This window comes from Brachybacterium subflavum, from assembly GCF_009299795.1.
Taxonomy (GTDB): domain Bacteria; phylum Actinomycetota; class Actinomycetes; order Actinomycetales; family Dermabacteraceae; genus Brachybacterium; species Brachybacterium subflavum.
This window is the reverse complement of the sequence record NZ_VIGP01000005.1, coordinates 369507-396394: the sequence shown is the minus strand read 5'-3', so window position 1 is coordinate 396394 and position 26888 is coordinate 369507. Positions and strand designations below refer to the sequence as shown.

Genomic DNA, 26888 nt, shown 5'->3' with positions numbered 1-26888 from the left:
GTCTCCTGATCCGCGGCCGTGGATGCTCCCGGCCGAACCTCTTCATTCTAGCGGATCGACGGCCTCGATTCACGCTCCGCGACGCGAAAATGGGGACAGATCGTCCCTGGAAGTGCCTCCAGGAGACTCTGGGACGCCTCTCGGAGTGATCCGGGGTGGTGGAGATGAGGGCCGGTACGTCCGGCGGGCCGCTGACGCGTCTGGAGGGCGTGTGGTGCTTCGGCCACTTCCTCAGCCGTACGTGTCGCGGGGGCCGCGCCAGGTGACGGTGCGCCGGCCCCGCTTCCAGGTGCGTTCCGCGGCGGCGGGCCCGGTGACCCGCAGCTCGGAGACGACGTGCGCGCCGACGTGCTCCTCGATCGTGGAGATCAGGCGAGGGGTGAGCATGCGCATCTGGGTGGCCCAGGCCGAGGAGCTCGCGGAGACCACGAGCACGCCCTCGTCGAGCGAGACGGGGGTGCAGTGCTCGGCGACGCTCGGACCCACGATCTCGTCCCATTCCTCCAGGACGCGCCCGGAGTTCATGCCCTCGGTCCAGCCCAGGTCACCCAGGACCCGTCGCATCACGGCCTCGAGCCCCTGCGGATCGCGGGCATCGGGGCGCGAGCCCGAGTACCCGGGCGTGCTGCGCCTGCGGCGCTCGTGCAGGCCCTGCGTCTTCGCGGAGATCGGGAACAGGCCACGATCCCGAGCGGCGGCGCGGGAGCGGTTGACGGTGCGTCGGGCGAGCTCGAAGGAGTCGTCGCTGCGGGGCAGCTCAGGAGGGTCGACGGGCTCCTCATCGACGCGATCCGCATCGACGGGCGTCTGGCCGGCGGACCCGAACGCCGGCTCTTCCGCCGCCTGATCCGCCGGTTGCCCGGCCGATCGCTCCGCCACCCCCTTCATCGGCGAGGTCGCGTCGTCCCGACGTGCGGGAGCGCGCCGACCGCCGCTGCCGGCGAGGGCCTGGCGCCGCTCCTCCTGCGCCGCGCGCTCCCGCCAGGTGCCCAGGTCGTAGGGGTTGGGCACCCCGCCCGACGCGGGAGTCACCAGCTGCTCCCGCCGCCGTGGTGGAGAGTCCCCTCGCGGGCCCGCGCCTCGCCGAGCTGGACGTCGACCACATGGATCTCGCCCTCGAGGGAGTCGGGGATGTCGGAGTCGTTGGCCGTGGTGATGAGCACCTGGGAGGCACCGGTGACGATGCGTCCCAGGCGCTCACGGCGGCTGGTGTCGAGCTCGCTGAAGACGTCGTCGAGCACGAGGATCGGCTCGCCGGCGCCCAGGTCGCCCTCCTCCAGGCGCAGCAGGTCGTAGGAGCCCAGGCGCAGGGAGAGCGCGAGCGACCAGGACTCGCCGTGGCTCGCGTAGCCCTTGGCGGGGAAGCCGTGCAGACGGATCTCGAGGTCGTCGCGATGGGGGCCGACGAGGGTCACTCCGCGGTCGACCTCCTCGTCGCGCTTGGCGACGGCCTCGGCGAGCAGGGCGTCCTCGAGCTCCTTGGTGCTGGGCAGCGCGCCGTCGGGCACGGCGAGGGTGTCGAGCACGCTCGAGCGGTAGGAGATGTCGGCCGGGGAGTCGATGCTGCCGCGCTGGTCGGGCGGCAGATCGAGGGAGGACTCGGCGCCGGCGTCGCTCGCCACGCGCAGGTAGGAGTAGCCGACGTGGGGGCGCAGGCGATTCACGAGATGCACGCGGGCGCGCAGCAGCTCGGCGCCGAAGCGGGCGAGCTGCTGGTCCCATACCTCGAGGGTCGAGATCGCGGCCTCCTCGGGGTCGAGACCGCCCACGGAGCGGCCGGCGCCGCCGCGTCGCATGGTGCGCATCTGCTTGAGGAGACCCGTGCGCTGCTTGACCACGCGGTCGTAGTCGGCCTTCACGCCCGCGAAACGGGGGGCGATGAGGAAGAGCAGCTCGTCGAGGAATCGCCGTCGACCTTCGGGATCGGCCTTGACCAGGCCCAGGTCCTCGGGGGCGAAGAGCACGGCGCGCACCTCGCCGAGCAGGTCCCGCAGCCGGTTCAGGGCGGCGCCCTGCACACGCGCGCGGTTCGACTTGCCCGGGGTGATCTGCAGATCGACCTGCAGATCGCGGCCGGCGCGCACGAAGGCGGCGCGGATGATCGCGGTCGATTCCCCGCGCCGCACCAGGGCGGCGTCGTGCGGGACGCGGTGGCTGGAGAGGGTCGCGAGGTACCAGAGCGATTCGACGATGTTCGTCTTGCCCTGCCCGTTGGGACCGACGAAGACGGTCACGCCGGGCGCGAAGGGCAGCTCGAGGTGCTCGTAGGAGCGGAAGTCGAGAAGATCCAGGGAGGTCAGATGCACGGGGACATCACCCCGCCCCCTCAGATCCGCATCGGCATGATCAGGTACTTGTACTCGCCGGAGGCATCGCCCTCGAGGGACTCCTGGCCGCCCATGACCGAGGGCTTGATGGAGTCCGTGAAGGTGAGCTTCGCGAAGTCCTCGCCGAGGGCGCCCAGGCCGTCGAGCAGGAAGCCGGAGTTGAAGCCGACCACGAGCTCCTCCCCGTCCAGCTTCGCCTCGAGGGACTCGGAGGCCTGGGCGTCGTCGCCCGCGCCGGCCTCGAGGGTCACGTTTCCCTCGGTGAAGGAGAACCGCACGGGGGTGTTCCTCTCGGCGACCAGGGAGACGCGCTTGACCGCGTCGATGAGCGGAGCGGTCGCGACCACGGCCGTGATCGGGGTCGAGCTCGGGAACAGGCGGCGCACCGGCGGGTAGTCCCCGTCCACGAGGGTCGAGGTGGTGCGGCGCCCGCCGGACTCGAAGCCGATGAGGTTCGCGGAGGAGTCGTCGGAGATCGCGATGTCGACGCTGCCGCCGGTCGCGAGGGAGCGCGCCACCTCCTGCAGGGTGCGGGCGCGCACCAGGGCGGTGATCTCGAGGTCGGGCCGCGAGGGGCGCCACGTGATCTCGCTCATCGCCAGGCGGTAGCGGTCGGTCGCCATCAGCGTCATCTTCTCGCCGACGATCTCGACGCGCACGCCGGTCAGCAGCGGAAGGGTGTCGTCCTTGGAGGCGGCGACGGTGACCTGGGAGATGGCCTCGGCGAACACGTCGGCCTGGACGGAGCCCGCGACCGGGGGCATCTCCGGGAGCTGCGGGTACTCGTCGACGGGAAGGGTCGCCAGGGAGAACGCGGCGCTGCCGCAGCGGACCTCCACCTTGGTGCCGACGAGCTCGATCGAGACGTCCCTGTTCGGCAGCGAGCGGACGATGTCCGAGAGCATGCGGCCCTGGACCAGGACCTCGCCCGGGTCCTCGACCTCGGCGGGAAGGGTGATCTGCGCGCTGACCTCGTAGTCGAAGGTCGACAGCAGCAGCTCGCCGGTGCTCTGGGCGACGATGCGCACGCCCTGCAGGATCGGCATCGCGGGCCGGACGGGGAGCGTACGGGTCGCCCAGGTGACGGCGTCGCCGAGGACGCCGCGGTCGAGGTGGAACTTCACCGTTGCCACTCCTTCGCAGGGGGTCGAGGTCGGTGCCGGTCTCCCGGCGGATCAGGTGCGGGGTGCCGAGCTGCCGGGACGCCGGCTCTCGGCGGGAATCGCCCCGGGGACGGATCCCTCGGGGCGCGGTCGTCAGCGTAGCCGCTCGGAGGCACTTCTCGCGACACACCGAATCACACGCTTGACATTCACGGCCTCGAAGCTCCGGGGCTCCGGCCCGACGGATGCAGCCCGCGCACCCCGACTTCTCCACATCATGAGCGGAACAAGAACAGGATTCCTCTTCTTCACGGCTGTTGATGTCGTGGAGAACTCACGTCATCGCAGGTCACGATGCACTCTCCATTCGTGCATGGAGCGTTGACGACACCGCTGCCGATGTGGGCGCTCTGTGCACATCTGTCCGATCCGGCCCTCGGAACCACAAGAATCCATGCACATCGACCCCTGCGGGAACGTCCTGTCCTCCACATTGTCCACAGAGTTGTTCACACTGGGGACGGAGAAGCTCCTGCCGTCCCTGTGACCCGTGGTCTGTCGCAGGGTGTGTCAGGGCCCGGCTGCGACGAGATGCCCGTCGAGCGCTCCCGGACGGCGAAGCGGTCTCAGGCGTTCTGGGAGCTCGAGTTCTTGATGCGCGCCGTCAGCTCGGTCACCTGGTTGAAGATCGCCCGCCGTTCCTTCATGAGCTCGGAGATCTTCTTGTTGGCGTGCATGACGGTGGTGTGGTCGCGGCCGCCGAACTCCTCCCCGATCCGGATGAGCGGCATGTCCGTGAGCTCCCGGCACAGGTACATGGCGATCTGGCGCGCGGTGACGAGCACGCGCGTGCGGGCGCCGCCGGTGATCTGGTCGACCGTGAGCCCGAAGTAGGAGGCGGTCTGCGCGATGATTGTCGCGGCCGTGACCTCGGCTCCGTCGTCATGGGCCAGCAGATCCTTCAGCACGCTCTCGGCGAGGGAGACGTCCATCGGCTGCCGCGACAGGGAATGCAGCGCCTGGACGCGGATCAGGGCGCCCTCGAGCTCGCGGATGTTCGTGGAGATCCTCGAGGCGATGTACTCCAGGACGTCGCGGGGGACCTCCTGGGTGCCCTCCATCTCGACCTTCTTGCGAAGAATCGCGATGCGGGTCTCGAGGTCCGGCGGCTGCACGTCCGTCATCAGCCCCATCTCGAAGCGCGAGCGCATGCGGTCCTCGAAGCCGCCCAGCTGCTTCGGGGGCAGGTCGGAGGTGATGACGATCTGCTTGTCCGCGTTGTGCAGGGTGTTGAACGTATGGAAGAAGGCCTCCATCGTCTCCGGGGCGCGCTGCAGGAACTGGATGTCGTCGATGAGCAGGATGTCGATGTCGCGGTAGCGGCGGTGGAACTCCTGGGCCTTGCCGAACTGGCCGGACTGCACGGAGTTGATGAAGTCGTTGGTGAACTCTTCGGAGTTCACGTAGCGCACCTCGATGCCCGGGTACAGCGACTGCGCGTAGTGGCCCACCGCATGCAGCAGGTGGGTCTTGCCCAGGCCCGAGCCGCCGTAGATGAACAGAGGGTTGTAGGCGCGGGCGGGGGCCTCGGCGACCGCGGACGCGGCGGCCTGTGCGAAGCGGTTCGACGAGCCGATGACGAAGGTGTCGAAGGTGTACTTCGCGTTCAGGCGCGAGTCCGAGCCCAGCGTCGACTCCTCGTCGGCGGGTGCTGCCGCCTCCGCGGGCCGACGGGACTCGTCGACCCGCTGCGTCCTCTCCGAGCGACGGGCCTCGTCCTCGTGGGCGAACCACTCGGCGCCCTCGCGCCGGCTCCGGGCGTCGGACGGCGCTGCTCCCGTCCCCGCCTCCGTCGGCCCCTCCGCGGGGAAGCGATCGGCGCCGAACGGTCCGCGTGCACCAGCGGCTCCGGCCGGAGCGGGGTCCGGGGAGGAGAAGGAGGACGGTGAGGACGTCAGGGGGGACGGGGCGGACCGCGGGACCCCGGCGGCTGCGGACGACGGGGCCGAGGAGGGACCGGAGGCTGTGCTCCGGGCACCCCCGGAGCCGCCCTGGGCGCCGCCCGGGGCGTCCGCTCCGTCCACGTTGTCCACATCGGCGTCCACAGCACCGGTGGATCCGGCGCGGTCGGTGGTGGCCGTGCTCCGCGGGGGTTCGTCGTCGTCCTCGAAGAGGGACTCGTCGACCGTCACGGCGAAGCGGGTCTCCCGGCCTGTGGCCTCGGACAGCGCCTCCTTCAGTGCCCCGGCGATGCGCTGCTCGAAGAGATCCTTCGCCCAGGTGGAAGGCGCTGCGACCAGGGCGGTGTCCGCGACGATGGCCATCAGCCGGGAGAGGGTCAGGAAGGCCATGGCGCGCTCGGTGACGGTCTCGTACCGACGCAGGATCCGAAGGGTCTCGTCCCAGGTCGCGTCGTAGTCGACGGCTGTCTCGTCCATGCTGCTCTCCGTACGGGCTCAGGGTTGTCCACCCAGTTTTCCACAGTCTCGGAACCCCTGGGGACGCTCCGGGCGTGAGCATGCACATCGCCGGGAGCACCCGGTGGCCGCCTCGTCAGCTGACCGTCATGAGAGCCTCGCCGGGACGCCGCAGGATTCCTCGCGGCCGGTGAGAATCGCACCACAATCGGGCTGACCAGGGCCGCGTCCGTTGACCCCCCGTGTGCCCGAGCCTAGGATCGTGCAGTCGTCGCTGTGCCGCCCCCTGGGTCGGCGGAGTCGCACGGAACCGGGCACCACGTCGGCCCCGGACACCGGAAGCGCCCGCCCCCGTGATCGCGCAGCGGCCCCAGAGCCACCGCGAGAGGCACGCCCCTGTGCCGCGATCGAGGAGAACCGATGACCAAGCGTACGTTCCAGCCGAACAACCGCCGCCGCGCCCGCAAGCACGGCTTCCGCGCCCGCATGCGCACCCGCGCCGGCCGCGCCATCATCAACGCGCGCCGTTCGAAGGGCCGCTCCGAGCTCTCGGCCTGAGCCTCGGCTCGACCGGTGATCTCGGAGGCAGGGCCATGAGCTGGTCCCGCCACCGGCTGCACACGGCGCAGCAGTTCCGCACGGCCACCCGTCGGGGAGCCCGCGCCGCACGATCCCACGTGGTCGCCCACCTGGTCCTCCGCACGGAGGAGCCCCAGGAGGCCCGCGTGGGATTCGTCGTCTCCACCAAGGTGGGCAACTCGGTGGTGCGCCATCGGGTGGCCCGCCGTCTGCGGGAGATCGTGCGCAGCCACCTGACCGAGATCCCCGAGCGCTCCGACCTGGTGCTGCGGACCCTCCCCGGGGTGCAGGACGTGCTCTACGCCGACCTCGAGGAGCAGGTGACGGGCGCCATCGCGAGCGCCCGCCGGAAGCTCGAGAAGCGCTCGGCACCCAGAGTCTCGGAGAGCACCGAGTCCGCGGCACCGACCACGGCGGTCGCGCCGTGATGCCCCTGGCGGCGCTCCCGCGCCGGGTGCTCATGCTCCCGGTCCGCGCCTACCAGGTGGGGATCTCCCCCTACACGCCGCCGGCGTGCCGCTTCGACCCCGTGTGCTCGCAGTACGGCATGGACGCCCTGCGCAGGCACGGAGCCGTCAAGGGACTGCTGCTGACCGCCTGGCGGATCGTGCGCTGCAACCCCTTCACCCGGGGCGGGATCGATCCCGTGCCGGCACCCGGGATGTGGACGAACCCACGTCCCGGCCATCGCTCGCGAGGGCGGCGCCCAGCCCGATAGGGCCTACCCTTGTCCGAGACCCCGACCCGCAGCCGTCACACCGCATGAACGACATGCGCCTACGGACGGCAGGAAGATCAGGCCGATGCCCAACATCCTCTATCCCATCGAGTGGGCCGTCGCATGGATCATGGTGCTGTTCCACCGGTTCCTCGACCTCTTCATGGACGGCAGCTCCGGCTGGACCTGGCTGCTGTCCATCGTGGGGCTCACGATCGTCGTCCGCACCCTGATCACGCCGCTGTTCATCCGGCAGATCCGCTCCTCGCGCGCCATGCAGGCGGTCTCGCCGCAGCTCAAGGCCGTGCAGAAGAAGTACAAGGGCAAGACCGACCAGGCGTCCCGGCAGGCCATGAGCGAGGAGACCATGGCCATCTACCGGGAGGCCGGGGCGAACCCGCTCTCCTCGTGCCTGCCTCTGCTGCTGCAGATGCCGATCTTCTTCGCACTGTTCCGGGTGCTGTTCTACAAGCTCAAGGATGCGGCGAACGGGGAGGCCTTCGGCCCCCTGACGCATGATCTGGCCTCCAACGCCTACCACGCGACCCTCTTCGGCCATGTCACCATCGCGGACAGCTTCCTGAACTCCGGCGCCGGCGGCATCGGCACCAAGATCGTCGCGGGCGTCATCATCGCTCTGATGTGTCTGGGCAACTTCATCACCCAGAAGGAGCTGACGATGCGGAACATGCCGCCGTCAGCCCTCGAGGGGCCGATGGCGAGCACCCAGAAGATGATGATCTACATGCTCCCGTTCATCTACGTGATCACGGGACCGGGCCTGCCGATCGGCGTGCTCACCTACATGCTGACCACCACGGTCTGGACCATGGCGCAGCAGGCGATCGTGGTCTACACGTACCCGACGCCCGGCTCGCCCGCCGAGGCCTCGCACCAGAAGCGCATCAACGCCAAGCGCGAGAAGAACGGCCTCGAGCCCCTCGACTTCACGCCCAAGAAGCCCGTGGTCGTCGACGACGACGCCCCGATCCGGGTACAGCCCAAGGCCAACAAGGGCGGGAAGAAGATGACGGACGCCGAGCGCCTCGAGGCGGCCCGCGAGGCGCGCCGCAAGGCCCAGGAGGAGCGGCGGGCCCGCAGCCAGGCCGGTGGCGAGCAGGCCCCCGATCTGTCGGGCAAGAAGCCTTCCAACGCCCTGAACAAGGGCAAGAAGCGCAAGCGCTGAGTCGTTCCCCGCACGATCCCGCAGGGGCGGATCGCCCCGCCCCTGCGGATCCGATGCACGGCCCACGGCCTTATCCATCCCCCGAGGAGAGCACCATGACCGAACCCAGCACCTCCGACGACGCCGTCGAGACGCCCGAGGTCCCCACGAGCACCCCGGTCGTCGAGACCGGCGACGCGCCCGAGGCCCACGCCCCCGAGGCCCAGGAGCCGTCGTCCGACGCGCACACGGCCGACGAGCCCCCGGCCGGCGAGGACGGCGCCGGCGCGGACGCCGCAGACGAGGCCCCCGCGCAGGAGCGCGCCGCGTCCGAGGACTCCGACGAGGAGCCCGTGGCGCCCCGTGATCCGGCAGAGCGCGTCCGCGAGCTCGAGGAGGAGGGCGACATCGCAGCCGACTACCTCGAGGAGCTGCTCGACATCGCCGATCTCGACGGCGACATCGACATCGATGTGGACGGGGACCGCGCGTCGGTCGAGATCCGCGGCGCCGACCGCCTCGCGCAGCTCAACGGATCTCGCGGCGAGCTGCTCGATGCCCTGCAGGAGCTCGCCCGCCTCGCCGTGCAGTCCCGCACCGGCAACCGCTCGCGCCTCATGCTCGACATCGGCGGCTTCCGCGCGCAGCGCAAGGACGACCTCGAGCACCTCGCCGAGGATGCCGTCTCGACCGCCCGCGAGAACGGCAGTCCGGTGCCGCTGCGGCCGATGAACCCCTTCGAGCGCAAGGTCGTCCACGACGTCGCGAAGAAGGCGGGTCTGCGCTCCGAGTCCGACGGGGACGGCAAGGACCGCCACGTCGTCATCTACCCGGCGTCCTGATGGGCGTCGGTCCCGCGGGCTCCGAGGGCACCGTCGGCAGCGATGTCAAGGCTCCGGCGCTGCCAGAGCTTCTGCGGCCCGTCGCCGAGCGGCTGCTCGGTGACCGGCTGGGCCTTGCCGAGCGCTTCGTCGGCATGCTCGCCACCGACGGCCTCGAGCGCGGCCTCATCGGCCCGCGCGAGGTGGACCGGCTCTGGGAGCGCCACCTGGTCAACTGCGCGCTGCTCGCCGACGCGATCGACGAGGGCACGCGCACGCTGGCAGACGTCGGCTCCGGTGCAGGCCTGCCCGGCGTGGTCCTCGCCATCGCCCGGCCCGATCTGCGGATCACGCTCATCGAGACCATGCAGCGCCGGGCGAGCTGGCTCGAGGAGGTCGCCGAGGAGCTGGGGATCGACGTCGAGGTGGTCCGCGCACGCGCAGAGGATCTGCACGGAGAGCGAACCTTCGACGCGGTGACGGCCCGGGCCGTGGCCGCCCTCGAGAAGCTCGCGAAGTGGACCCTCCCGCTCGTCGTCCCCGAGGGGGAGCTGCTGGCGCTCAAGGGGAGCTCCGCTGCCGAGGAGATCGAGCGCGCGCAGAAGGTGCTGCGTCGCCTGGGCGGAGTCGATCCTCATGTGCTGGAGCTCGGAGTGGGAGAGGTCGAGGTTCCCACTACAGTGGTCAGGGTGCGCCGCGCCCCGCAGGACGGGAGCGCGAGCACTGCACGGACGAGGAAGGGAGAGGCACGTGGCTGAGAGCCGCAGCCGTTCCACCGGTCCCACCGGGAGCATGGACGACACCCCTCTCATGCGCCAGCTCGCCCGGGACCATGCTCGTCGACGGGAATTGGAGGGACTCGTGTTCGACGCTCCCGAGAGCACGCGCGTGATCACGGTGGCCAACCAGAAGGGCGGGGTGGGCAAGACGTCCACGACCGTCAACCTCGCGGCCGCCCTGGCCATGGGCGGGCTGAAGGTCCTGGTCATCGACATGGACCCGCAGGGCAACGCGTCGACGGCGCTGGGCGTGGACCATCAGTCCGAGGTCGCGAGCATGTACGACGTCCTGGTGGAGTCGACCCCGCTGGACGACGTCGTGCAGGGGGTCGGCGAGGTCGAGGGCATGCTGTGCGCCCCGGCCACGATCGACCTCTCGGGCGCAGAGATCGAGCTGGTCTCGATGGTCGCGCGCGAGAACCGTCTGCGCGGCTCGATCCGGGACTACCTCGCCGCTCGCGAGTCCTCGGGACGCGAGCGCCTGGACTACGTGCTCATCGACTGCCCGCCGAGCCTGGGGCTGCTGACCGTGAACTCGCTGGTCGCCGCCCGCGAGGTGCTCATCCCCATCCAGGCCGAGTACTACGCGCTCGAGGGCCTCACGCTGCTGCTGAAGAACATCGATCTGCTGCGTCAGCACCTGAACCCGGAGCTCGTGGTCTCCTCGATCCTGCTCACGATGTACGACGCCCGCACCCGGCTCGCGGCGCAGGTCGCGGAGGACGTCCGCACGCACTTCCCGGATCAGACCTTCGGGACGACGATCCCTCGCTCCGTGAGGATCTCGGAGGCGCCGAGCTACGGCCAGACCGTGCTGTCGTACGATCCGACGAGCAGCGGCGCGCTCGCCTATCGGGCGGCCGCGCACGAGCTCACCACACGAAGCGTCCCCTGACCTGCAGCGGGACGCCGGAGAACACCCTGAATCCATGAACGGCTCGAGAGGCGAGGACGCCCCGGAGGCCCGCACGATCACTGAGCAGTGAGGACGGACATGACGCAGAAGCGAGGACTCGGACGCGGTCTGGGTGCGCTGATCCCCGGGGGGTCCACGCCTCCCGCCGAGCAGCCTCTGCGCACGCGCAGCCATCCGCGCACGTCCGCCGAGCCCGGGGAGAGCGGAGCATCCGCTCGCCCCGTCGACATGTTCTTCTCCGGCGATCCGACGGACGGCCAGTCCTCCGAGCGCACCCGCGCGGCACGCGGGGACATCGCCGGCGACATGGCGCGCGATGCGCGTGAGCGCCGCGCCGCTTCGCGCACTCCCCGCTCCTCCCGCGCCCGCGGCGGTGTGGCCGCTCGCAGCGTCGCCTCCCCCTCGGAGGCGCCGGTGCAGGAGGCTTCGGTGCAGGAGGCTCCCGCGGGGACGGACGGTGCCGACGAGTCGACCGAGGCGGTGGCGTCCTCGGCCCCGGCATCGAGCGCGAAGTCGTCGACCCACAAGACGTCGACCACGAAGCCCACGTCCAAGGCGCCCGCGGCCAAGAAGTCCGTGGCCAAGAAGTCCACGGCCAAGAGGGCTTCGGCGTCGAAGGCCGCAGCGTCGACGTCCTCGTCCTCGAAGAGCAGCTCGTCGCAGAGCTCCTCCCCGAAGGATGCCGCGTCCGCCTCCGGATCCACCACCGCAGCTGCGAAGTCAGCATCGGGTGCGTCCGCGACGAGTCCTGCAAAGAGTGCTTCCACGCAGCCGAAGAGCTCCCGGTCCACGCGGTCCACGGCATCGGCGAACCGGTCAGGCGCTTCCGCGACATCCGCCGAGGCCCCCACCTCCACGGATCGGGCCGACGAGGGCAAGCCGCAGCGGAGCGCTGAAGACGGCGCACAGCCGACCTCGAGTGCCAACACCCCCGCGCACGAGGACAGCGCCCCGCTGGACAGCACCGCTGCGGGGGCCGTCGAGCCGCCGCGCGAGGACAGTCCGGTCGTGGACGTCGAGCCCGGCCAGCGATTCCCCGCCCACGAGGGGACCGCGGAGACCTCGCCGCAGCGCGGAGACTCCACGGATGACCTCGCCGGCTCGGCAGCGGGCACCGATGACGACCTCGGGCTCGACAGCGCGGAGGATGAGTCCGTCGAGGACGGTGACACGGACGACCGCAGGGGCCTCATGCCGGTCCCGGGGGCCGAGTTCGCCGAGATCCCGATCCACGAGGTCCGGGAGAACCCGCGGAACCCCCGCACTGACTTCGACGATGACCAGCTCGACGAGCTCGCGTTCTCCCTGCGCGAGGTCGGCGTGCTGCAGCCGGTCGTGGTGCGACCCATCCCCGTCACCGACGATGGCGAGTCCTTCGAGCTCGTCATGGGTGAGCGGCGTTGGCGCGCAGCCCGTCGCGCCGGACTCGCGACGATCCCGGCGATCATCCGTGCCACCAGCGACGATGACCTGCTTCGGGACGCTCTGCTGGAGAACCTCCACCGGTCCCAGCTGAACCCTCTGGAAGAGGCTGCGGCCTACCAGCAGCTTCTCGAGGACTTCGGCTGCACGCAGGACGAGCTCGCCGATCGCATCGGCCGCTCCCGTCCCCAGATCTCCAACACTCTGCGCCTGATGCGCCTTCCGGCCCTCGTGCAGCGGCGCCTGGCCAGCGGCGCGCTCTCGGCGGGCCATGCGCGTGCCCTCCTCGCGGTCGAGGACCCTCGCCTGCAGGAGGAGCTCGCGCAGCGCGTGGTCGCGGACGGGCTCTCCGTGCGGGAGACCGAGCGCCTCGCCTCCCGCGGGACCGAGCCTGCGGCGAACCGCCCTGCTCCCCGTCGCACGAGCTACAACCCGCGCGTGGTCGATCTGACCAGTCGACTGTCGAACCGCCTGGAGGCCCCCGTGAAGATCGACGTGGGCAAGCGCAAGGGTCGCATCACGATGGAGTTCTCGAACCTCGAGGACCTCGAGCGTCTCGCGGCGAGGATCGGCCTGGACCTCGGCGATGCCTTCGGCTCGCAGGAGAGCTGAAAACTCCCGAGCCTTCTCTACGACGAAGCCCTCCCCGTTCCGAGCGGGGAGGGCTTCGTCGTGCCCGCCGTGAAACGCGCAGACACATGCGGTGCACCCGAGCGTGGGGCCGGGGTGGGGCTCTCAGGGCCTCCGGATGGGAGGCGTGGTGCGGACAGGCCACGACGTGAACGCACCTGGCATCACAAGAGTCACGCGAGCCTTGTGCGGTGAGCTGGGGGGCTGCCCCGGGCCTATTGTCTTACCGGCAGTGCTCGCAACAGTATGTATCACTGCCGCGTAATACAAACGGTCTCTTCCTGCAGCGAGAACGCGTCCCCAGTACCGAGAGCACCGCTTTGTGGGCTTGCACATGTGTGGACGTGGCTGTGGAAAGCTGGCCCAGCATTTCGTCTCGTGGGGTTGTGGGGCCGGCGACGTGTTCCACGTGGAACGGGATCAGCACACCGTGGCTGTCCATGGTGCCGGTGCCACTGGTGCTTCGCTACCGCGCTGTCATGGACCTGAAGAAAGCTCCAACGTCGGTTGCCCGCTACGCCTGGGGCGGGGTGAATGAGTGCGTGGGAGCAGCGTTTCCCGTGAAACGCTCCCCTGGATTCGCCGCCGTCTCGGGTCCTCCGTGCACATGAACATCTCCACGTGTTGGGGCAGCCCACCCTCTGCTTCACGTGAAACCATCGGTTGGTTCCACCTGCTGACAGCTGTGTATGCGAGACGCGTCGGCGCGACGTTCCATGTGAAACCTGGCGCAGTGACAGCGTGTTGAAGGAACCCCCCACGAATGGCGGCCTACCCGTCGAGGCGTCACGCCACCCCAGCGTTCTCCGGCGACCGTAAGGGACTACCGAGCGCGCCCTGGATCTGGGAGCGCAGCCGTCTGAGAACGCCACGTTGCACGTGAAACCTACGCACGTGACAGATCTGAGCCAGGTCGTCGATTGGTGAACGCTGAATTTCGCTCGGTACGACCTGATGTGTTGCACGTGAAATCTGCGCAAGAGGAAAAGGCTGAGCCCGGCGGCAGTCTGTTGAGCCCGAGTCTTGCGTGATGCGAGGAGCCGCGTTGTACGTGGAACCTACGGACGCGTGGCCTGGAGCAACGTGTCGTGGACGGGGCAGTGGGGCGGCCGACCCTTCACCGCGGCGCGTGTTTCACGTGCAACAGTCGTGGCGCCCGTGGGGCTGGGTTTGGTTCTGTGCTGACGAGATCGTTCCGTCCTTGAGGCACGCACCCTCCCGACTCGTCAGGGAGGCTCTCGTGGTCACGTGATGCGAGTGACGGCGCGCAGAGAAATGTGGGGCCGAGGCCCCGCTTCTCGCGCGGCTGCTGTACTGCGCGCGGCGCGCATGTTTCCCGTGAAACTCCCTCACCAAACGCCCCATTGGCCGGTGAAAGCGCCGCCGCTCGCACCTCGTGGTCTGACAGTCCGTTGCGAGAGCCCCCGATGTTCCACGTGGAACGGGGATCATCACGGCGGGAGACTGTGTTCGCCTCCTTCTCACCACTCCTCCCAGGAGCATGCACTGACGGGACGTGGGAGTTGTTCCACGTGGAACGAGGTCCAGGAAAAGCGTCGTGACCTGCACGTTTGTTAACAGATACTCGCGTGATGGGTGCGAGAAGGGTGGCGTCTGAGAGTGGACGTGGCCTGGGGCGGCACCAAGAACCTCCACTCCTGTGCGATCTACCGACCGATGTTCGAGGGGCGGAGCGGCGTGGACGAGCACTCACTCTGCTTCACGTGAAACAGGCGGACGTGGCCAAGGATGACGGCCTCGTCGGATGCTGCCAAAGGCCGCACGCCGCCTCGGGCGTGGACGCTGCCTTCAGGGAAACTCCCGGGCGAGACAGCGTGCATTGGTGGGCGCCGCGAGGGGTCAGCGATGAAAAAAAGTCAACGTCGGCAACGCGGACTCAAGCTGTCAGAAGAACGTGGCCAGGCGGAGTCACCCCAGGGTCCATGTTTCGCGTGGAACACGAACTGACGTACCTGTACGAGCAGGCGTAAGGCAGCAAGCCCACGACAGCAGTGGACCGGGACGTGGCGAGAGTGCGGTCGGACAGTTGCGCGTGGAAATGCACACTGTGCACGAGCTTGTGGACAAAGCGTCTCGAGCAGCGCACACCGGTGGACGGTCGGGTGGACGAACGCTCGAGTCTGAATGGGATCTGCGTCACACGAATGGACGCACCGTCATAAAACCAACAGGTCAGAAACCTAAAGCTCCTTCACCGCAGGCCGCAGCGGGAGACGCTGAGGCTGCGCCACATCGACGGCGACTGTGGATAACTGTGTGGAGAAGTGCGCCCATGCCTGTGGACAACGATGTGGAGATGTGTGGATCGGGGCATGGGTCTCGGCATCAGTGCTCGTGAGCCCGGCGTGGCGATGCACGAGTCCCAGAGCTGTTCGGTGCCGTGAATCGGGCGCCACGAGGGGGCACCTGCGTGAAACACGCACTCTCCGACCAGTCGACGGCCAGGAGATCGGCGGAGTTTCACCGGGTCAGTTGCCGTGAGACCGTCTGTGAGGTGATTCGGAAGTGCCCGTCGGGCTCACGTCTGCAGTCAGCTCCGCGTCTTCGCCGCTCGCACCGCTTCGATGACCACCCCTCTGCGCAGCGCCGGCGTCGGATGCGAGAGCGTCCGCAGAGACGGCCGTGCGCTCAGGCACGTCCGGTTCGTCCGCGAGGGCGAGGATCTCGAGCTTCGGTACAGCCCCGACGCGACGCGCGACCTCGTGCCAGCCCCCGCGCAGCACCAGACCCTGGCCCTCCAGACTCTCCCCCGCGAGCCCGCTGCCGGGCACGCCGGCGTCATCTGGAGCCTTCGGCACGACATCGACGTGCGGCGACGGCTCGCCCTTTCGGGTCTCGGGGCGCAGAAGGATCCAGGTGGGCAGCTGCTCCACCGCAAGACGTGCCAGCACGGGGACGCCAGCATCGCCCTCCGACCTCCCGACCACCTCGTCGACCACGGGATCGTCCCCTGTATCGCGGGCGTTCTCGGCGGTGCCGCCTGATCCGTTGACGCCGGTGCTGCTCGTCGGCGCCGCATCGGCGTCGAGGACCAGGGGAAGGACCCGTTCTCCCCACCTTCGCCGCAGCTCCTGAAGGAGGGTGCGCGCGGGACGGCACGGCAGACACCACGAGGCCGTCACCAGAACGATGACGGCCTCGGGGTGGAGCGCGGGGTTCTCAGGCCTCGCGGGCACCGGCGGTCGCGAGCTGCTCGGGCTCGTCATCCTGCAGCGCGAGCCAGCGCTCGGCGTCGAGGGCCGCCTGGCATCCGCTGCCGGCAGCGGTGATGGCCTGGCGGTAGGTGTGGTCCACGACGTCGCCCGCCGCGAACACGCCCTCCACCGAGGTGTGCGTCGAACGACCCTGGACCACGATGTAGCCCTGCTCGTCGAGCTCGACCTTGTCTCGGAAGAGCGCGGAGCGCGGCTCGTGGCCGATCGCCTCGAACACCGCGGAGGTCGGCAGCGTGCGCTCCTCCCCGGTCGCGGTGTCCTTGATGGTCACGGACTCGACCTGCTCCTGGCCGTTGATGCCGACGACCTGAGCGTTCCACGCGAAGTCGAGCTTGGGATCGTTCTCGGCCCGTCGGGCCATGATCTTCGAGGCGCGCAGGGCGTCGCGGCGGTGCACGAGCGTCACCTTCGTCGCGTAGCGGGTGAGGAACGTGGCCTCTTCGACCGCGCTGTCACCGCCGCCGACGACCACGATCTCCTTGTCCTTGAAGAAGAAGCCGTCGCAGGTCGCGCACCAGCTGACGCCCTTGCCGGAGAGACGCTTCTCGTCCTCGATCCCGAGCTCGCGGTACGCCGAGCCCGTCGCGATGATCAGCGAGCGGCCCCGGTAGACGGTGCCGTCCTCGAGGGTGACCGTCTTGATCGGGCCCTCGAGCTGCACGTCGATCGCGTCCTCGAAGAGGATCTCCGCGCCGAAGCGCTCGGCCTGCTCCTGCATGGTCCCCATCAGCTCGGGGCCCATGATGCCGGTCGCGAAGCCCGGGTAGTTCTCGACATCGGTCGTGGTCATGAGGGCACCGCCCGCATCGAGCGCCCCCGCGATGACGACGGGGTGCATCTCGGCGCGCGCCGCGTAGATCGCCGCGGTGTAGCCGGCGGGCCCGGAGCCGACGACGAGGACCTCGTGGACGGTGTCATCGCCCGAGGAGCCGCCGGCCGGAGCGGCGGCCGGCGCCGTGGTGTTCGCGGCGGGCGCGGCGGATCCGGCGCCGCGGAGGATGTTGAGGGCCTGGATGGGCTGGGTCATGGATGGGTCCTTCCGATGTGGAGCAGGCGTCGAGCTCGGGCAGCGACGCGAAGGTCAGACGGGAGCGGGGAGGTCCGCTGGGCGGGGCGGGCGCATGATCGGTGTCGCGGGGAGCGGATGGTGTGCGAGCGGGCGGAGAGCGCGAAGGGCGCCGATGCCAGCAGGGCGGTGGACGGGGAGGTCAGACGCTGCCGATGTTCGTCGAGCCGTTCCACACCAGCGTCCCCGCGGCGTCGGCGTTCTCGGTGCCGCAGGTGGGACGGACCACGGTGATCTGCACGATCCCACCGTTCGCCCGCAGGGAATCGCGCTGGTAGGGGCCGTGCACGATCATCCAGTACTGACCGGAATCCGCTCCCCATTCGATCTCCTCCATCACGATCGGCGCGTCCGTGACGCCCTGCTGCTCGAGGCACCGGTTGAGGTCGAAGGTCGCCGGCGCCTGGAACGTGCCGCCCGAGGCGACCAGTCGCTGCGCCTCGCTCCCCAAGGTGCTCTCTGTGAGAACGGGCAGACCCGAGGAATTCTTCCCGGGTGCGTTGCCCGTCTCAGGGGACGACGCCGCGCTGCCGCGCGCCACCTCGGTGGTCGACTGCTGGAGGGCCTCGGAGAGCATGAGCCCGACGAGGGATGCGAGCACGAGCGCGAGAACCACCACCCAGGTCTTCACGCCCTGGCCGGACGTCGGCCCGGGACCGGCGCCCGGGCGCCGATGGCGGATCCCGGGCGCGGTCATTCCGCCTTGATCTCCTGGATGCGGGCGCGGAAGCCGTCGCCGGTGGTGCTGCTGGGCAGCTCCGCGATCCACAGCTCCACGCCGTCGGCCTGCACAGGCTCATCGAGGGTGAACTCGACGTCCCCGCCGTCGGTGAATTCGCCGTCGCCGAGCTTGTCGCCCCGGCTGCCGTCCTCCTTCAGGGCGTACAGCTCCATCGAGCCGCCCTCGGCATCCGCCGTGCTCACGGTGATCTTCTTCAGCGTCGAGGTCTTCTCGAAGGGCAGCTTGATGCCGATGCCGTCCTTCAGACCCGAGTAGTCCGCACCCTGGTAGGTCTTCGAGGACCAGTACGAGTCCTTCGACCCGTCCGTCAGGCGGCTCGAATCCTCGGAGTGGTCCGCATTGCCGTTGCCGCCCTCGGCGAAGACCTCGGGCTCGCCGAAGGTGGGAGGCGGACCCTCGGTCGCAGACTCTGTGGTCTCCGTGGGCTGGACCTGCGCGTTCGTCTTCGATTCGGTGGGCGCGGGCTGAGTCGTCGCCCTCTCGTTCGGCCCCGTGGCCGCCTCGCGCAGCCCCGAGGTGACACTCGTGATCGCGAAGACCAGGGCGATGATCACGACGAGAGCGGCGCCGATGAGGATCCACTGCGTCTGCCGAGAGCGCTGCTCATCGGGCTCCGCCGTGGTGGTGTACACGTTCGAGCTGTCCTCGGCGCTCATCGCGACACCCACGACGTCGCGCACGAGCGCGCTGCCCCGGTGCGGCGTGGCCGCCCAGGCGTCCTGGTCCTCGTCGCCGTAGGTGACGGGACGCCCGCGCACGATGATCGGCCCGGGTGAGGCGTCCTCCTCCTCCACGGGAGTCTGTGCGACGGAGTCCGTCCACGAGGCCTCGTCCGCATCGCGGGAGGAGCCGGGCAGCACGGCGCCGCGGCCCGCCGCCGCCGGCGGGATCGTGGCCGCGGCCAGCGGGTTCTCCTTCTCCTGGACATCCAGGTGCCCGGGGAAGGCGGCCTTGCTGCGGGTCTCGGAGAGGTGCAGGTCGCGCACGAACTCCGCAGCCTCGGTGCCCGTGGTGTCCTCGGGCGGGGCTTCGGCGGCGGTCGCGTCCTGCGAGGCGGGCGCTGCCGACGGAGAGGCGCCGGGATCCGCCGACGGCGCACCGGTCGTGCTCGGCTCGGAGCTGTTCGTCCCGGTCGCAGCCGTGTCGGCGGGCATGTCGGCGGGCGTCGCACCCTTCGTGCCGGCGCCTGCGCTCGCGCCGCCGTCGGTCGCGCTCGCGTCGCCGTCGGTGGCGCTCGCGTTGCCCTCGGTCGCACCGGCATCGGCGGAGGCCGCACCGGCGCCGCCGGACGTCGGGCCCGTGCCACCGGTGGTCGCCTCGGTTCCACCGGCCGCCGCACCCGCGGCACCTGCCGCAGCACCGGTCGCCGCTCCGGCGGCCGCCGCAGCGGCCGCGCGGCGGGCGGTGCGGCTCGTGTGCACCTTCTCGATGTCGGCGCGCGGCTCCTGGTCGAGGTCGAGGCGTCCTGCGGAGCCCTCGTGCGAGGACCGGGCGCCCGCATCACCGGAGACGTTCGAAGACGGCGTGCTCGAATCCTTCGCCGGATCCTTCCCTGCGGACGTCGGGGAGGACGTGTCCTCGACCCCGGTCGACGGGCTCGGTGCGTCAGCGGAGCCGCTCCGTGCCCCGCCGGACGATCCCTGCGCGCCGCCGGAGGCGTCGCGTGCGTCGGCGGTCGTCGACTGCGCGTCCCGGGAGGTGCGCGAGGGGTCCTGGGGGTCGTAGGCCTCGAGCGTGACGGGGATGGACTGCCAGGGCTCGAGCTCGGCGATGAGGTCGCGCGTGGTCTCCGGCACGGGCTGATCGCCCTCGGTGAGCACGAGCTCGCACAGCATGTCGAGATCCCGCGGGATGCTCCGCGTACTGATCCGCGACGGGCGGGGCAGGGGCCCGTCGGCGGCCGACGGGGAGGCCCCCGTGAGCGCCCGGTACAGCAGCGCGACCAGCGCGGTCACGTCCAGGAACGAGGCGACGCGGCCGTCGTGCTCGGCGTCGTGATGGGCGGCGGCCTCGACGCCCACGCCCAGCACCGCCACCTCCCCGCTCGCGGTGTCCACGAACACCCGGTTGGAATCGAGGTGCTGATGTCGCAGTCCGCGGCGGCGAGCGGCCTCGAGGCCCGACGCGGCCTCGCCGATGATCGACCGCGCGGTCTCCGGGCGCAGCGCGCCCTGGGCGAACAGCGCCGCGAGGGGCGGTGCCGGCGGGGCCGGGTACTCGACGACGGTCAGCGGAGCGCCCTCGTTCGCGGCCCCGAGGCCATGACCGGAGTCCCCCTGGGACGCATCGCCGGAGGCGTCGTCGGCCGATCCCTCGCCGGTCTCGCGCGGATCCCCGAACACGGTCACGTCCAGGACGGGGAGCAGGCGCGGGTTCTCCACGAGGTAGGCGCGGCGCGCGGCGTCGGCGACCTCGAGGGCGAGATCGCCGTGGACCATGAACAGGGTGACGAGCTCACCGGAGCGCACGGAGCGGGCGCGATGCCAGGACGCGCCCTCGGCGACGCCCGACAGCGGGATCTTCGCCTCGACGCTCCAGCGCTCGCGCACCGCGTGCTCGTGGTGTCGTTCGTTCACCTGTGTCCGTCCCTCTCCGACATCCTGATGCCCTGCGGCCTGTCACATGCTACGGGTGCCCGCTGACCGGCGGCCGCCACCGGGCATCCGCGCGCGCACCATCGCCATCAGCGATCGCAGCTCCTCGACGCGCAGCGCCCACGCGACCGCCACGAACACGGCGCTCGCCACCGCCCCGACGACCAGGCCGAGGACGACGGTGAGCACGCGGTTCGTCCACATCGCCCCGCCCATCAGCGCGACCAGACCATCGCCCACCAGGAAGGCCACCACGGCCGCCACGAGCAGCCGGCCCAGCAGCAGCATCGCCTTCGCGCCCCCGTCCAGCGAGGTCCCGAGCTCCCGTGCGCGCCGGCGCAGCATCCACTGCCCGTACGCCCAGCCGACGACGTTGCCGAGCGAGACCACGAGCGCCGCCGTCGCCGCCTGCCAGTGCGGATCCACGAACAGCAGCACCGGTGCCACGCCCAGCAGGGGCAGAGCCGAGGTCGGGATCTGCATCCAGAACGGGGCGCGGGCATCCTCGTACGCGTAGAAAGCGCGCTTGGTCAGGTAGTTCGCGGAGAACGGCACCAGGCCCAGCATGTACGCGGCGAGGACCCACGCGCTCGCCTGCGCTCCGGCGACGCTCGAACCGCCGTCGATGACCCACATGATGGGGCCCGCCAGGGCGATGAACACGGCGGCGCACAGCATCATCGGCACCGCGAGGATCCGGTTGGTCTGCTGATACCGGTGCAGGGCGCGCTCGTGGTCGCCCTCCGAGGCGCTGCGCGAGATCGAGGGGAACGCGGCGGTGACCAGGGTGACCGCGAGGATCCCCTGCGGGATCATGAAGACCGTATAGGCCCAGTCCATCGTGCCCAGGCCCGGATAGAGCCTCGAGGCGTCGGTGCCCTGGCTGGTCTCGGCCGCCTCCACGGCGCCGCCCACGCTCCAGCGTCCGGCGTACAGCGCGAGCTGGCCGACGATCAGCATCCCGAGGCTCCACATGCCGATGCGGCTGAGCTTGCCCAGGCCCAGACCGCGGAAACCCCATTTCGGGCGCAGCTTCAGCCCGAGCCTGTGCACGAAGTAGGCCAGGAAGACGACCTGGATCGCGGAGCCGCCCACGTTCATCGCGGCCAGGGCCACGACCATCGGCACGGTCCAGGCCGTCGGATCGCCCTGCCCTCCCCAGATCGCGAGGAAGATCAGCGCGCCGACGATCGCGACGAGGTTGTTGAGCACGGGGGCCCACTGGTAGGGCCCGAAGGAGTCGTGCGCGTTCAGCAGCTGCCCGAGCATCAGGTAGAGCGCCGAGAACAGGATCTGCGGCATCATCCAGTACACGAGCTGCACGGCCAGGGCGTAGGTGTCCGGCGGCAGCGAGCCGTTGGTGAGCACCATGAGCAGCGGCGCGAGCACCATCGCGAGCAGGGTCACCCCACCCGCGGCGACCGTGACCAGCGTGAACAGGCGCGAGGTGAAGTCGCTGCCACGATCGGGGCGCTTCGCGGCCCGCACGATCGCCGGCACCAGGATCGCGTTCAGCGTGCCGCCGCCGATCATGATCCAGATCGTGTTGGGCACGACGTTCGCGGAGCTGAACGCGCTGCCCACGGAGCTGCTGATGCCGACGAACATGGCGCCGAACAGGAAGTTGCGGACGAACCCGAGCGCGCGCGAGACCGTCGAGCCCAGTGCCATCACGGCGGTCGCGCGCATGAGCCGCGCGCGGGTTCCCGTGAGCTTCGGGGCCGGTGCGTCGGCCGTGTCGTCCGCACCGCCGGTCCCGCCGTCGGTCGTGCTGCCCGCACGCTCGGCGGCGCCATCACCGCTGCCGGTGGCGATCTGCTCGGTGATCGGGTCGAGCGACCCCGTCGTCTCGTCGAGGGTCGCGACCGCTCGTTCGAGGTCGGCCGCGTGCGCAGCGGCCGCATCGTCGGAGACCGGCGCGGTGCGGCGCGCGGGAGCCGGAGTGCGCGAGGAGAAGACCTCCGCCGAGTCGGAGCCCTCGGCGGCGGGCATGGGCCGCTCGGGCGCCGACGGCGCGGGGGCCGAGGGTGCGGGGGCCGAGGGAGCGGTCGACGCGGGGGACGGCGCGGCCTGCGCGGCGGGCCGTGCCCGGGCCGGGCGGGGCCGGGCGCGGGGCGGGCCAGGCCGCAGATGCCGCGGCCGGTGCTGGATGCGTCGTGGTGCGCTCATCGTCTCTCCTCGTCGGCCGCATCCCCTGCGGCCTGCCCCTCGCCGTCGTCCGTCAGCTCGGCCGCGGCGGCCCGGCGGCGCGAGCCCGTGCGCCGGGCCCGCAGCACGCCCACCACCACGAGCACGCCCATGGCGCCCACCAGCACCATGGTCGTCCAGTTCTCCCATGCCGGGTTCACGCTCAGCGGGACCGACACGGGTGCGGCGAGCTCCTCCCCGTCCTCCGAGCGGACGGTGGAGGTGAGGGTCACGGTCCCGTTCGCGATCGCGTCGATCGGGACCGTCACCTCCTTCTTCTGCCGGGCGGGCACCTCGACCGTGGTGGGCTCTCCCACCCGCACGATCGGCCGATCCGTGCCCACCTCGACCTTCACCGTGATCGGGCTGTCCAGGTCGTTGGTCACCGTGATCGGCACGCCGGCCGAGTCGGAGACCAGGTTGTAGCCGGAGGCGGGCACCACGTGGATGGCCTCGCGCATCGTCGCGACGTCCTTCTGCGCGGTCTTCGCGCGCCGGGACGCCTCGTCATGGTCCTTCGCGAGCGTCGTCGAGGTCGTGGTGAGGATCAGTGTGCGGGTCGAGGAGAAGGGGGCGTCGTCCTCGGCGACCGCGGCGACGGTGCTCATCGAGCGCAGCGAGCGCTGCAGGGACTGCAGGGTGCCCGTGTCGACCTCGTCGCGGGAACGGGCGCGCGGCAGATGCGCCCAGGTGCCGTCCTCTCCGGGGCCCGACGGGCGCACGTCGTCCGCGTCGAGCTCGCCGAGCGCGTAGAGGCCGTCGCCCTCGGTGCCCGTGTCGGTCACCATGTCGCCGCCCTCCGCCGCGTCCAGCAGGTCGGAGACGGGCGCCTGCGTCATCCAGGGCGCGTCGTCGAGGGCGTCGAGGGTCGAGGAGACGGCATCCGCGTCCATGTCCTCCCCGAGCTGGGGGGCGATGAGGACCTGGCGCTGCGTGCTCGACTGCTCCGAGGCGATCACGGCGGTCTCCGCGAGGATCCGCTGGCGCACCTGCTGCACGTCCTCGCCCGTGCGCAGCTCGGAGACCTCCTCGGACAGCGTCGGGTCCGGCGCCAGCACGGGCACGGTCCGATCGCCCGCGGTGAAGGTGCCGACGGAGGACGGCGTCACGGTCCCCGCCGGGTCGGCGCGCAGGGAGGAGGAGGGCACCACGAGGAGATCGGCGCCGCTGGTCACGGCCTGCGAGAGGGTCTTGCCGCTCGCCTCCTCGCCCGGGATCGCGACGGCCTCGCCGAGCGGGTCGATGTGCGCGTCCTCCCACACCTTCTCGCTGCGCGCCGCGAGCGCGTCGGAGAGATCGGTGGTGCCGGACTGCTCGAGCGCGATCGTGTCCGACTGCGCGTACGGGAGCCCGATCACGTCGCGGTCCTCCGCCCCCGAGGTGAGGGCGTCGGCCAGGTGCTTCGTGGCGTCCGGCGTCGTGAAGCGCGCGGGCGGGGTCTGCGCGGAGTCGCCGTCGTCCCCGTCGTCCGTGTCCGCCGAGGCGTCGGACCCCGACGATCCCGACCCCGAGGAGTCGCCGGCGGCGGCGTCCGAGAGCGACGGCGGATCCAGCAGTGCGGGATCCAGCATCCAGTCCACGTCCTTCCGCGCCGCGAGGCCCTCGAGATCCTTGAGCCGGCCGCTCTCGGCCGACGCCTCGTAGGCGTCGGGATCGCTGACGGCTGCGCCGGGGTCGCTCGCGGACAGCGGCAGCAGCACGCTCCCGGCGATCTTCGCGTCGGCGTCGTCGGGCCGCCACACGGTGAAGGAGCGCAGGGAGGCCAGGGGCCCGTCGGCATCGGCGGCCGTGACCGACAGCCGCCGCGCGCCCCACAGGTAGGAGGCGGTGGAGAGGCCCAGGTCATCGGCGTCGACCGAGAGGGTGAGGTCGGCGGAGTCTCCCGCGTCGAGGGTCGCCGGGCCCTTCTCGGTGGCGGCGGGGACGCCGTAGGTGTCCGGGCCGTCCTGCTGCTGCCACTGCGCGAGCGTGCTCCGGTCCGTGACGCGATCGGTGCGCACCCGCAGCTCCAGGTCGGGATCCTCGATCGCCGTCGTGCCGCGGTTGGTCAGCCGCACCTTGAGCGTGAGCTTCCCCCCGGGCTTGAGGGTGACGTCCCCGCCGTCGAGCAGGTCGAGGCTCACCCCGCCGGTCGCCTCGGGCTCCGCCGGCTGAGGGGCCGACGGCCGGGCGCTCGCGGACGAGGCGGAGGCCGACGAGGCCGTGGCAAGGGTGCTCGAGGTCCGTCCGGTCGACGCGGACTGCGTGCCGGCCGATACGGACTGTGAGCCTGTGACCTGGGCGATCGCGGGCCCGGCGGGCATCAGGAGCGCCGGGGCGAGGGCGAGCAGCGCCACCAGCAGGAGCCGCGGGGCGGCCGTCGCGAGGGCCCTGGGTCCGGGGAGCGGCGCGCGCGGGCGCACGGACGGGCTCGGCTCGGACATGGGGACACTGTATGCGGCCGATACGGTAGAGCCCGGCAGGTGACCGGGCCTGCCGCGAGATCTCCACAGGGCATCCCCCACGGCCCTCGGCCCTCGGAGCCCCCGCCCCGGGATCTCGGCTCCCTGCGCCCCTGACATGACAGGACTTCTGTGACCGACCCGCAGCACCCCGACGAGCGCGCCGCACGTCTCACGGCCGCGCGCACCCGCGCGGCCTCGATGTTCCAGGCTCTGCCTGCACCCATCCACGAGCTCGGACGCCTCTTCGAGGAGGCAGGGCAGGAGCTCGCGCTCGTCGGAGGGCCCGTGCGGGACGCGGTGCTGGGCCGCTCGAGCGCCGACCTGGACTTCACGACCTCCGCCCGGCCCGACGACACGGAGGCCGTGCTGCGGCGCTGGACGCACGGCGGTGCGATCTGGGACATGGGTCGTGAGTTCGGGACGCTCGGCGCGACCCGCGACGGCGTCAAGGTCGAGATCACGACGTATCGCACCGAGTCCTACGACCCCACCAGCCGCAAGCCCGAGGTGGCCTTCGGCGACACCCTCGCGGGCGATCTCTCGCGCCGCGACTTCACGGTCAATGCGATGGCCGTGCGCCTGCCCTCCCTCGAGTTCGTGGACCCCTTCGACGGCCTCCACGACCTCGCCGGCGAGCTGCTGCGCACGCCCGCCCCGCCCACCCAGTCCTTCGACGACGACCCGCTGCGGATGATGCGCGCAGTGCGCTTCGTCTCCCAGCTCGGCTTCACCATCGAGGACCGGACCGCCGCGGCGATCCGGGAGCTCGCCGGGCGCATCGACATCGTCTCCGCCGAGAGGACCCGCGACGAGCTCGTGAAGCTCCTGGTGGGAGCGCACCCGCGCCGCGGCCTCGAGCTGATGGTCGACCTCGGCCTCGCCGAGCACGTGCTGCCCGAGCTGCCCGCCCTGCGCCTCGAGCGGGACGAGCACCACCATCACAAGGACGTCTACGAGCACACGCTCACCGTGCTCGACCAGGCCATCGACCTCGAGAGCCCCGAGGGCTCGGGCGGTCCCTGCGAGAGCCCTGACCTGGTGCTGCGGCTCTCGGCGATCATGCACGACGTGGGCAAGCCCGCGACCCGTCGCTTCGAGCCCGGCGGGCTGGTGACCTTCCGCTTCCACGAGACCGTGGGCGCCCGCATGACCGCCAAGCGCATGAAGAAGCTCGCCTTCGACAAGGACACCACGAAGGCCGTCGCCCGACTGGTCGAGCTCCACCTGCGCTTCCACGGCTATGCGGACTCCGGCTGGACCGATTCGGCCGTGCGCCGCTACGTCACCGACGCCGGTCCGCTGCTGCAGCACCTGCACCGTCTCACTCGCGCCGACGTCACCACCCGCAACCGCCGCAAGGCCCGCGCGCTCTCCCGCGCCTACGACGACCTCGAGGAGCGCATCGACGACCTCGCCGCCCGCGAGGAGATCGAGAAGATCCGCCCCGACCTCGACGGCAACCGGATCATGCAGGTCCTGGGGATCGCGCCGGGGCGGGAGGTCGGCGAGGCCTACGGCTTCCTCCTCGAGGAGCGCATGGAGCACGGCCCCCTCGGTGAGGACGAGGCCGAGCGCCGGCTGCGCGCCTGGTGGGAGGATCGCGGGTGAACGCTCAGATGAAGCCCTGAGAGTGGCCGCTCCGACGGTGGCGCGGCGCCGCCCCGGGACGTCGCTCCGAGCGGCTGTGGCATGGACCACCCGCACCTCTCCTCACCTGGACGGGCGGGGTGAAGGCCGTGTGA

General features: G+C 70.9%; 19 protein-coding genes. 9 read left to right on the top strand and 10 right to left on the bottom strand.

Features of this window, described 5'->3' with window-relative positions:
* Positions 1-231: 231 nt before the first annotated feature.
* The 4 genes from FHG10_RS14125 to dnaA form a co-directional block, all read right to left on the bottom strand.
* On the bottom strand, positions 232-1032 hold the full coding sequence (locus tag FHG10_RS14125) for a DUF721 domain-containing protein (protein WP_227488266.1): 801 nt from the start codon (positions 1030-1032) through the stop codon (positions 232-234).
* Entirely contained in the window at positions 1029-2306 is a 1278-nt protein-coding gene (recF, locus tag FHG10_RS14120; RefSeq protein ID WP_152353966.1) for a DNA replication/repair protein RecF, read from the bottom strand. The genes FHG10_RS14125 and recF overlap by 4 nt, the downstream gene beginning before the upstream one ends.
* Before the next feature lie 20 nt (positions 2307-2326).
* Positions 2327-3451, bottom strand: a complete 1125-nt coding sequence (gene dnaN, locus FHG10_RS14115) for a DNA polymerase III subunit beta (RefSeq protein WP_152353965.1) — start codon at positions 3449-3451, stop codon at positions 2327-2329.
* Between the two features lie 605 nt (positions 3452-4056).
* Positions 4057-5868 (bottom strand): chromosomal replication initiator protein DnaA, encoded by a 1812-nt coding sequence (gene dnaA / locus FHG10_RS14110; protein ID WP_152353964.1) that lies wholly within the window; start codon positions 5866-5868, stop codon positions 4057-4059.
* A 399-nt stretch (positions 5869-6267) separates the two neighbouring features.
* On the opposite strand from dnaA, the gene rpmH reads away from it, so the two are divergent.
* The 8 genes from rpmH (at position 6268) to FHG10_RS14070 (ending at position 12859) form a co-directional block, all read left to right on the top strand.
* A complete protein-coding gene (rpmH, locus tag FHG10_RS14105; protein ID WP_152353963.1) occupies positions 6268-6405 on the top strand; it encodes a 50S ribosomal protein L34 in 138 nt (45 codons plus the stop codon).
* A 35-nt stretch (positions 6406-6440) separates the two neighbouring features.
* A complete protein-coding gene (rnpA, locus tag FHG10_RS14100; protein WP_152353962.1) occupies positions 6441-6854 on the top strand; it encodes a ribonuclease P protein component in 414 nt (137 codons plus the stop codon).
* Entirely contained in the window at positions 6854-7144 is a 291-nt protein-coding gene (gene yidD, locus FHG10_RS14095; protein WP_152354020.1) for a membrane protein insertion efficiency factor YidD, read from the top strand. Before rnpA ends, yidD begins: the two co-directional genes overlap by 1 nt.
* An 85-nt stretch (positions 7145-7229) precedes the next feature.
* Entirely contained in the window at positions 7230-8330 is a 1101-nt protein-coding gene (gene yidC, locus FHG10_RS14090; RefSeq protein ID WP_152353961.1) for a membrane protein insertase YidC, read from the top strand.
* 95 nt (positions 8331-8425) lie between these two features.
* A complete protein-coding gene (locus FHG10_RS14085) occupies positions 8426-9151 on the top strand; it encodes a Jag family protein (protein ID WP_152353960.1) in 726 nt (241 codons plus the stop codon).
* Entirely contained in the window at positions 9151-9888 is a 738-nt protein-coding gene (gene rsmG / locus FHG10_RS14080; RefSeq protein WP_152353959.1) for a 16S rRNA (guanine(527)-N(7))-methyltransferase RsmG, read from the top strand. Before FHG10_RS14085 ends, rsmG begins: the two co-directional genes overlap by 1 nt.
* Positions 9889-9922: 34 nt before the next feature.
* A complete protein-coding gene (locus FHG10_RS14075) occupies positions 9923-10804 on the top strand; it encodes a ParA family protein (RefSeq protein ID WP_152354019.1) in 882 nt (293 codons plus the stop codon).
* Between the two features lie 99 nt (positions 10805-10903).
* On the top strand, positions 10904-12859 hold the full coding sequence (locus FHG10_RS14070; protein WP_152353958.1) for a ParB/RepB/Spo0J family partition protein: 1956 nt from the start codon (positions 10904-10906) through the stop codon (positions 12857-12859).
* Between the two features lie 2507 nt (positions 12860-15366).
* On the opposite strand, the gene FHG10_RS14065 is transcribed toward FHG10_RS14070, so the two are convergent.
* The 6 genes from FHG10_RS14065 to FHG10_RS14040 form a co-directional block, all read right to left on the bottom strand.
* Complete coding sequence (locus FHG10_RS14065) at positions 15367-16020, bottom strand: hypothetical protein (RefSeq protein ID WP_152353957.1); 654 nt, start codon at positions 16018-16020, stop codon at positions 15367-15369.
* A gap of 37 nt (positions 16021-16057) precedes the next feature.
* Positions 16058-17140, bottom strand: coding sequence for a thioredoxin-disulfide reductase (gene trxB / locus FHG10_RS14060; protein ID WP_152353956.1), 1083 nt, complete (start codon positions 17138-17140; stop codon positions 16058-16060).
* A gap of 181 nt (positions 17141-17321) precedes the next feature.
* A complete protein-coding gene (locus FHG10_RS14055) occupies positions 17322-17876 on the bottom strand; it encodes a hypothetical protein (protein ID WP_152353955.1) in 555 nt (184 codons plus the stop codon).
* On the bottom strand, positions 17873-20497 hold the full coding sequence (locus FHG10_RS14050) for a protein kinase family protein (protein WP_152353954.1): 2625 nt from the start codon (positions 20495-20497) through the stop codon (positions 17873-17875). Before FHG10_RS14050 ends, FHG10_RS14055 begins: the two co-directional genes overlap by 4 nt.
* Before the next feature lie 42 nt (positions 20498-20539).
* The gene (gene murJ, locus FHG10_RS14045) at positions 20540-22684 is read right to left on the bottom strand and encodes a murein biosynthesis integral membrane protein MurJ (RefSeq protein WP_227488265.1); all 2145 of its coding nucleotides are present in this window, start codon (positions 22682-22684) and stop codon (positions 20540-20542) included.
* Positions 22681-25125, bottom strand: coding sequence for a DUF6049 family protein (locus FHG10_RS14040; protein ID WP_152353953.1), 2445 nt, complete (start codon positions 25123-25125; stop codon positions 22681-22683). The genes murJ and FHG10_RS14040 overlap by 4 nt, the downstream gene beginning before the upstream one ends.
* A 219-nt stretch (positions 25126-25344) precedes the next feature.
* On the opposite strand from FHG10_RS14040, the gene FHG10_RS14035 reads away from it, so the two are divergent.
* Positions 25345-26754 carry a CCA tRNA nucleotidyltransferase gene (locus tag FHG10_RS14035; protein WP_152354017.1) on the top strand — a complete coding sequence of 470 codons (1410 nt, stop codon included), beginning with the start codon at positions 25345-25347 and terminating at the stop codon, positions 26752-26754.
* Positions 26755-26888: the final 134 nt, after the last annotated feature.

Coding starts and splice junctions, on each gene's coding strand:
- FHG10_RS14040 (WP_152353953.1), bottom strand. CDS start 25,125: ATGTCCGAGCCGAGCCCGTCCGTGCGCCCGCGCGCGCCGCTCCCCGGA.
- FHG10_RS14070 (WP_152353958.1), top strand. CDS start 10,904: ATGACGCAGAAGCGAGGACTCGGACGCGGTCTGGGTGCGCTGATCCCC.
- FHG10_RS14055 (WP_152353955.1), bottom strand. CDS start 17,876: ATGACCGCGCCCGGGATCCGCCATCGGCGCCCGGGCGCCGGTCCCGGG.
- FHG10_RS14075 (WP_152354019.1), top strand. CDS start 9,923: ATGGACGACACCCCTCTCATGCGCCAGCTCGCCCGGGACCATGCTCGT.
- yidD (WP_152354020.1), top strand. CDS start 6,854: ATGCCCCTGGCGGCGCTCCCGCGCCGGGTGCTCATGCTCCCGGTCCGC.
- FHG10_RS14035 (WP_152354017.1), top strand. CDS start 25,345: ATGTTCCAGGCTCTGCCTGCACCCATCCACGAGCTCGGACGCCTCTTC.
- yidC (WP_152353961.1), top strand. CDS start 7,230: ATGCCCAACATCCTCTATCCCATCGAGTGGGCCGTCGCATGGATCATG.
- FHG10_RS14085 (WP_152353960.1), top strand. CDS start 8,426: ATGACCGAACCCAGCACCTCCGACGACGCCGTCGAGACGCCCGAGGTC.
- rpmH (WP_152353963.1), top strand. CDS start 6,268: ATGACCAAGCGTACGTTCCAGCCGAACAACCGCCGCCGCGCCCGCAAG.
- murJ (WP_227488265.1), bottom strand. CDS start 22,684: ATGAGCGCACCACGACGCATCCAGCACCGGCCGCGGCATCTGCGGCCT.
- dnaA (WP_152353964.1), bottom strand. CDS start 5,868: ATGGACGAGACAGCCGTCGACTACGACGCGACCTGGGACGAGACCCTT.
- rnpA (WP_152353962.1), top strand. CDS start 6,441: ATGAGCTGGTCCCGCCACCGGCTGCACACGGCGCAGCAGTTCCGCACG.
- rsmG (WP_152353959.1), top strand. CDS start 9,151: ATGGGCGTCGGTCCCGCGGGCTCCGAGGGCACCGTCGGCAGCGATGTC.
- trxB (WP_152353956.1), bottom strand. CDS start 17,140: ATGACCCAGCCCATCCAGGCCCTCAACATCCTCCGCGGCGCCGGATCC.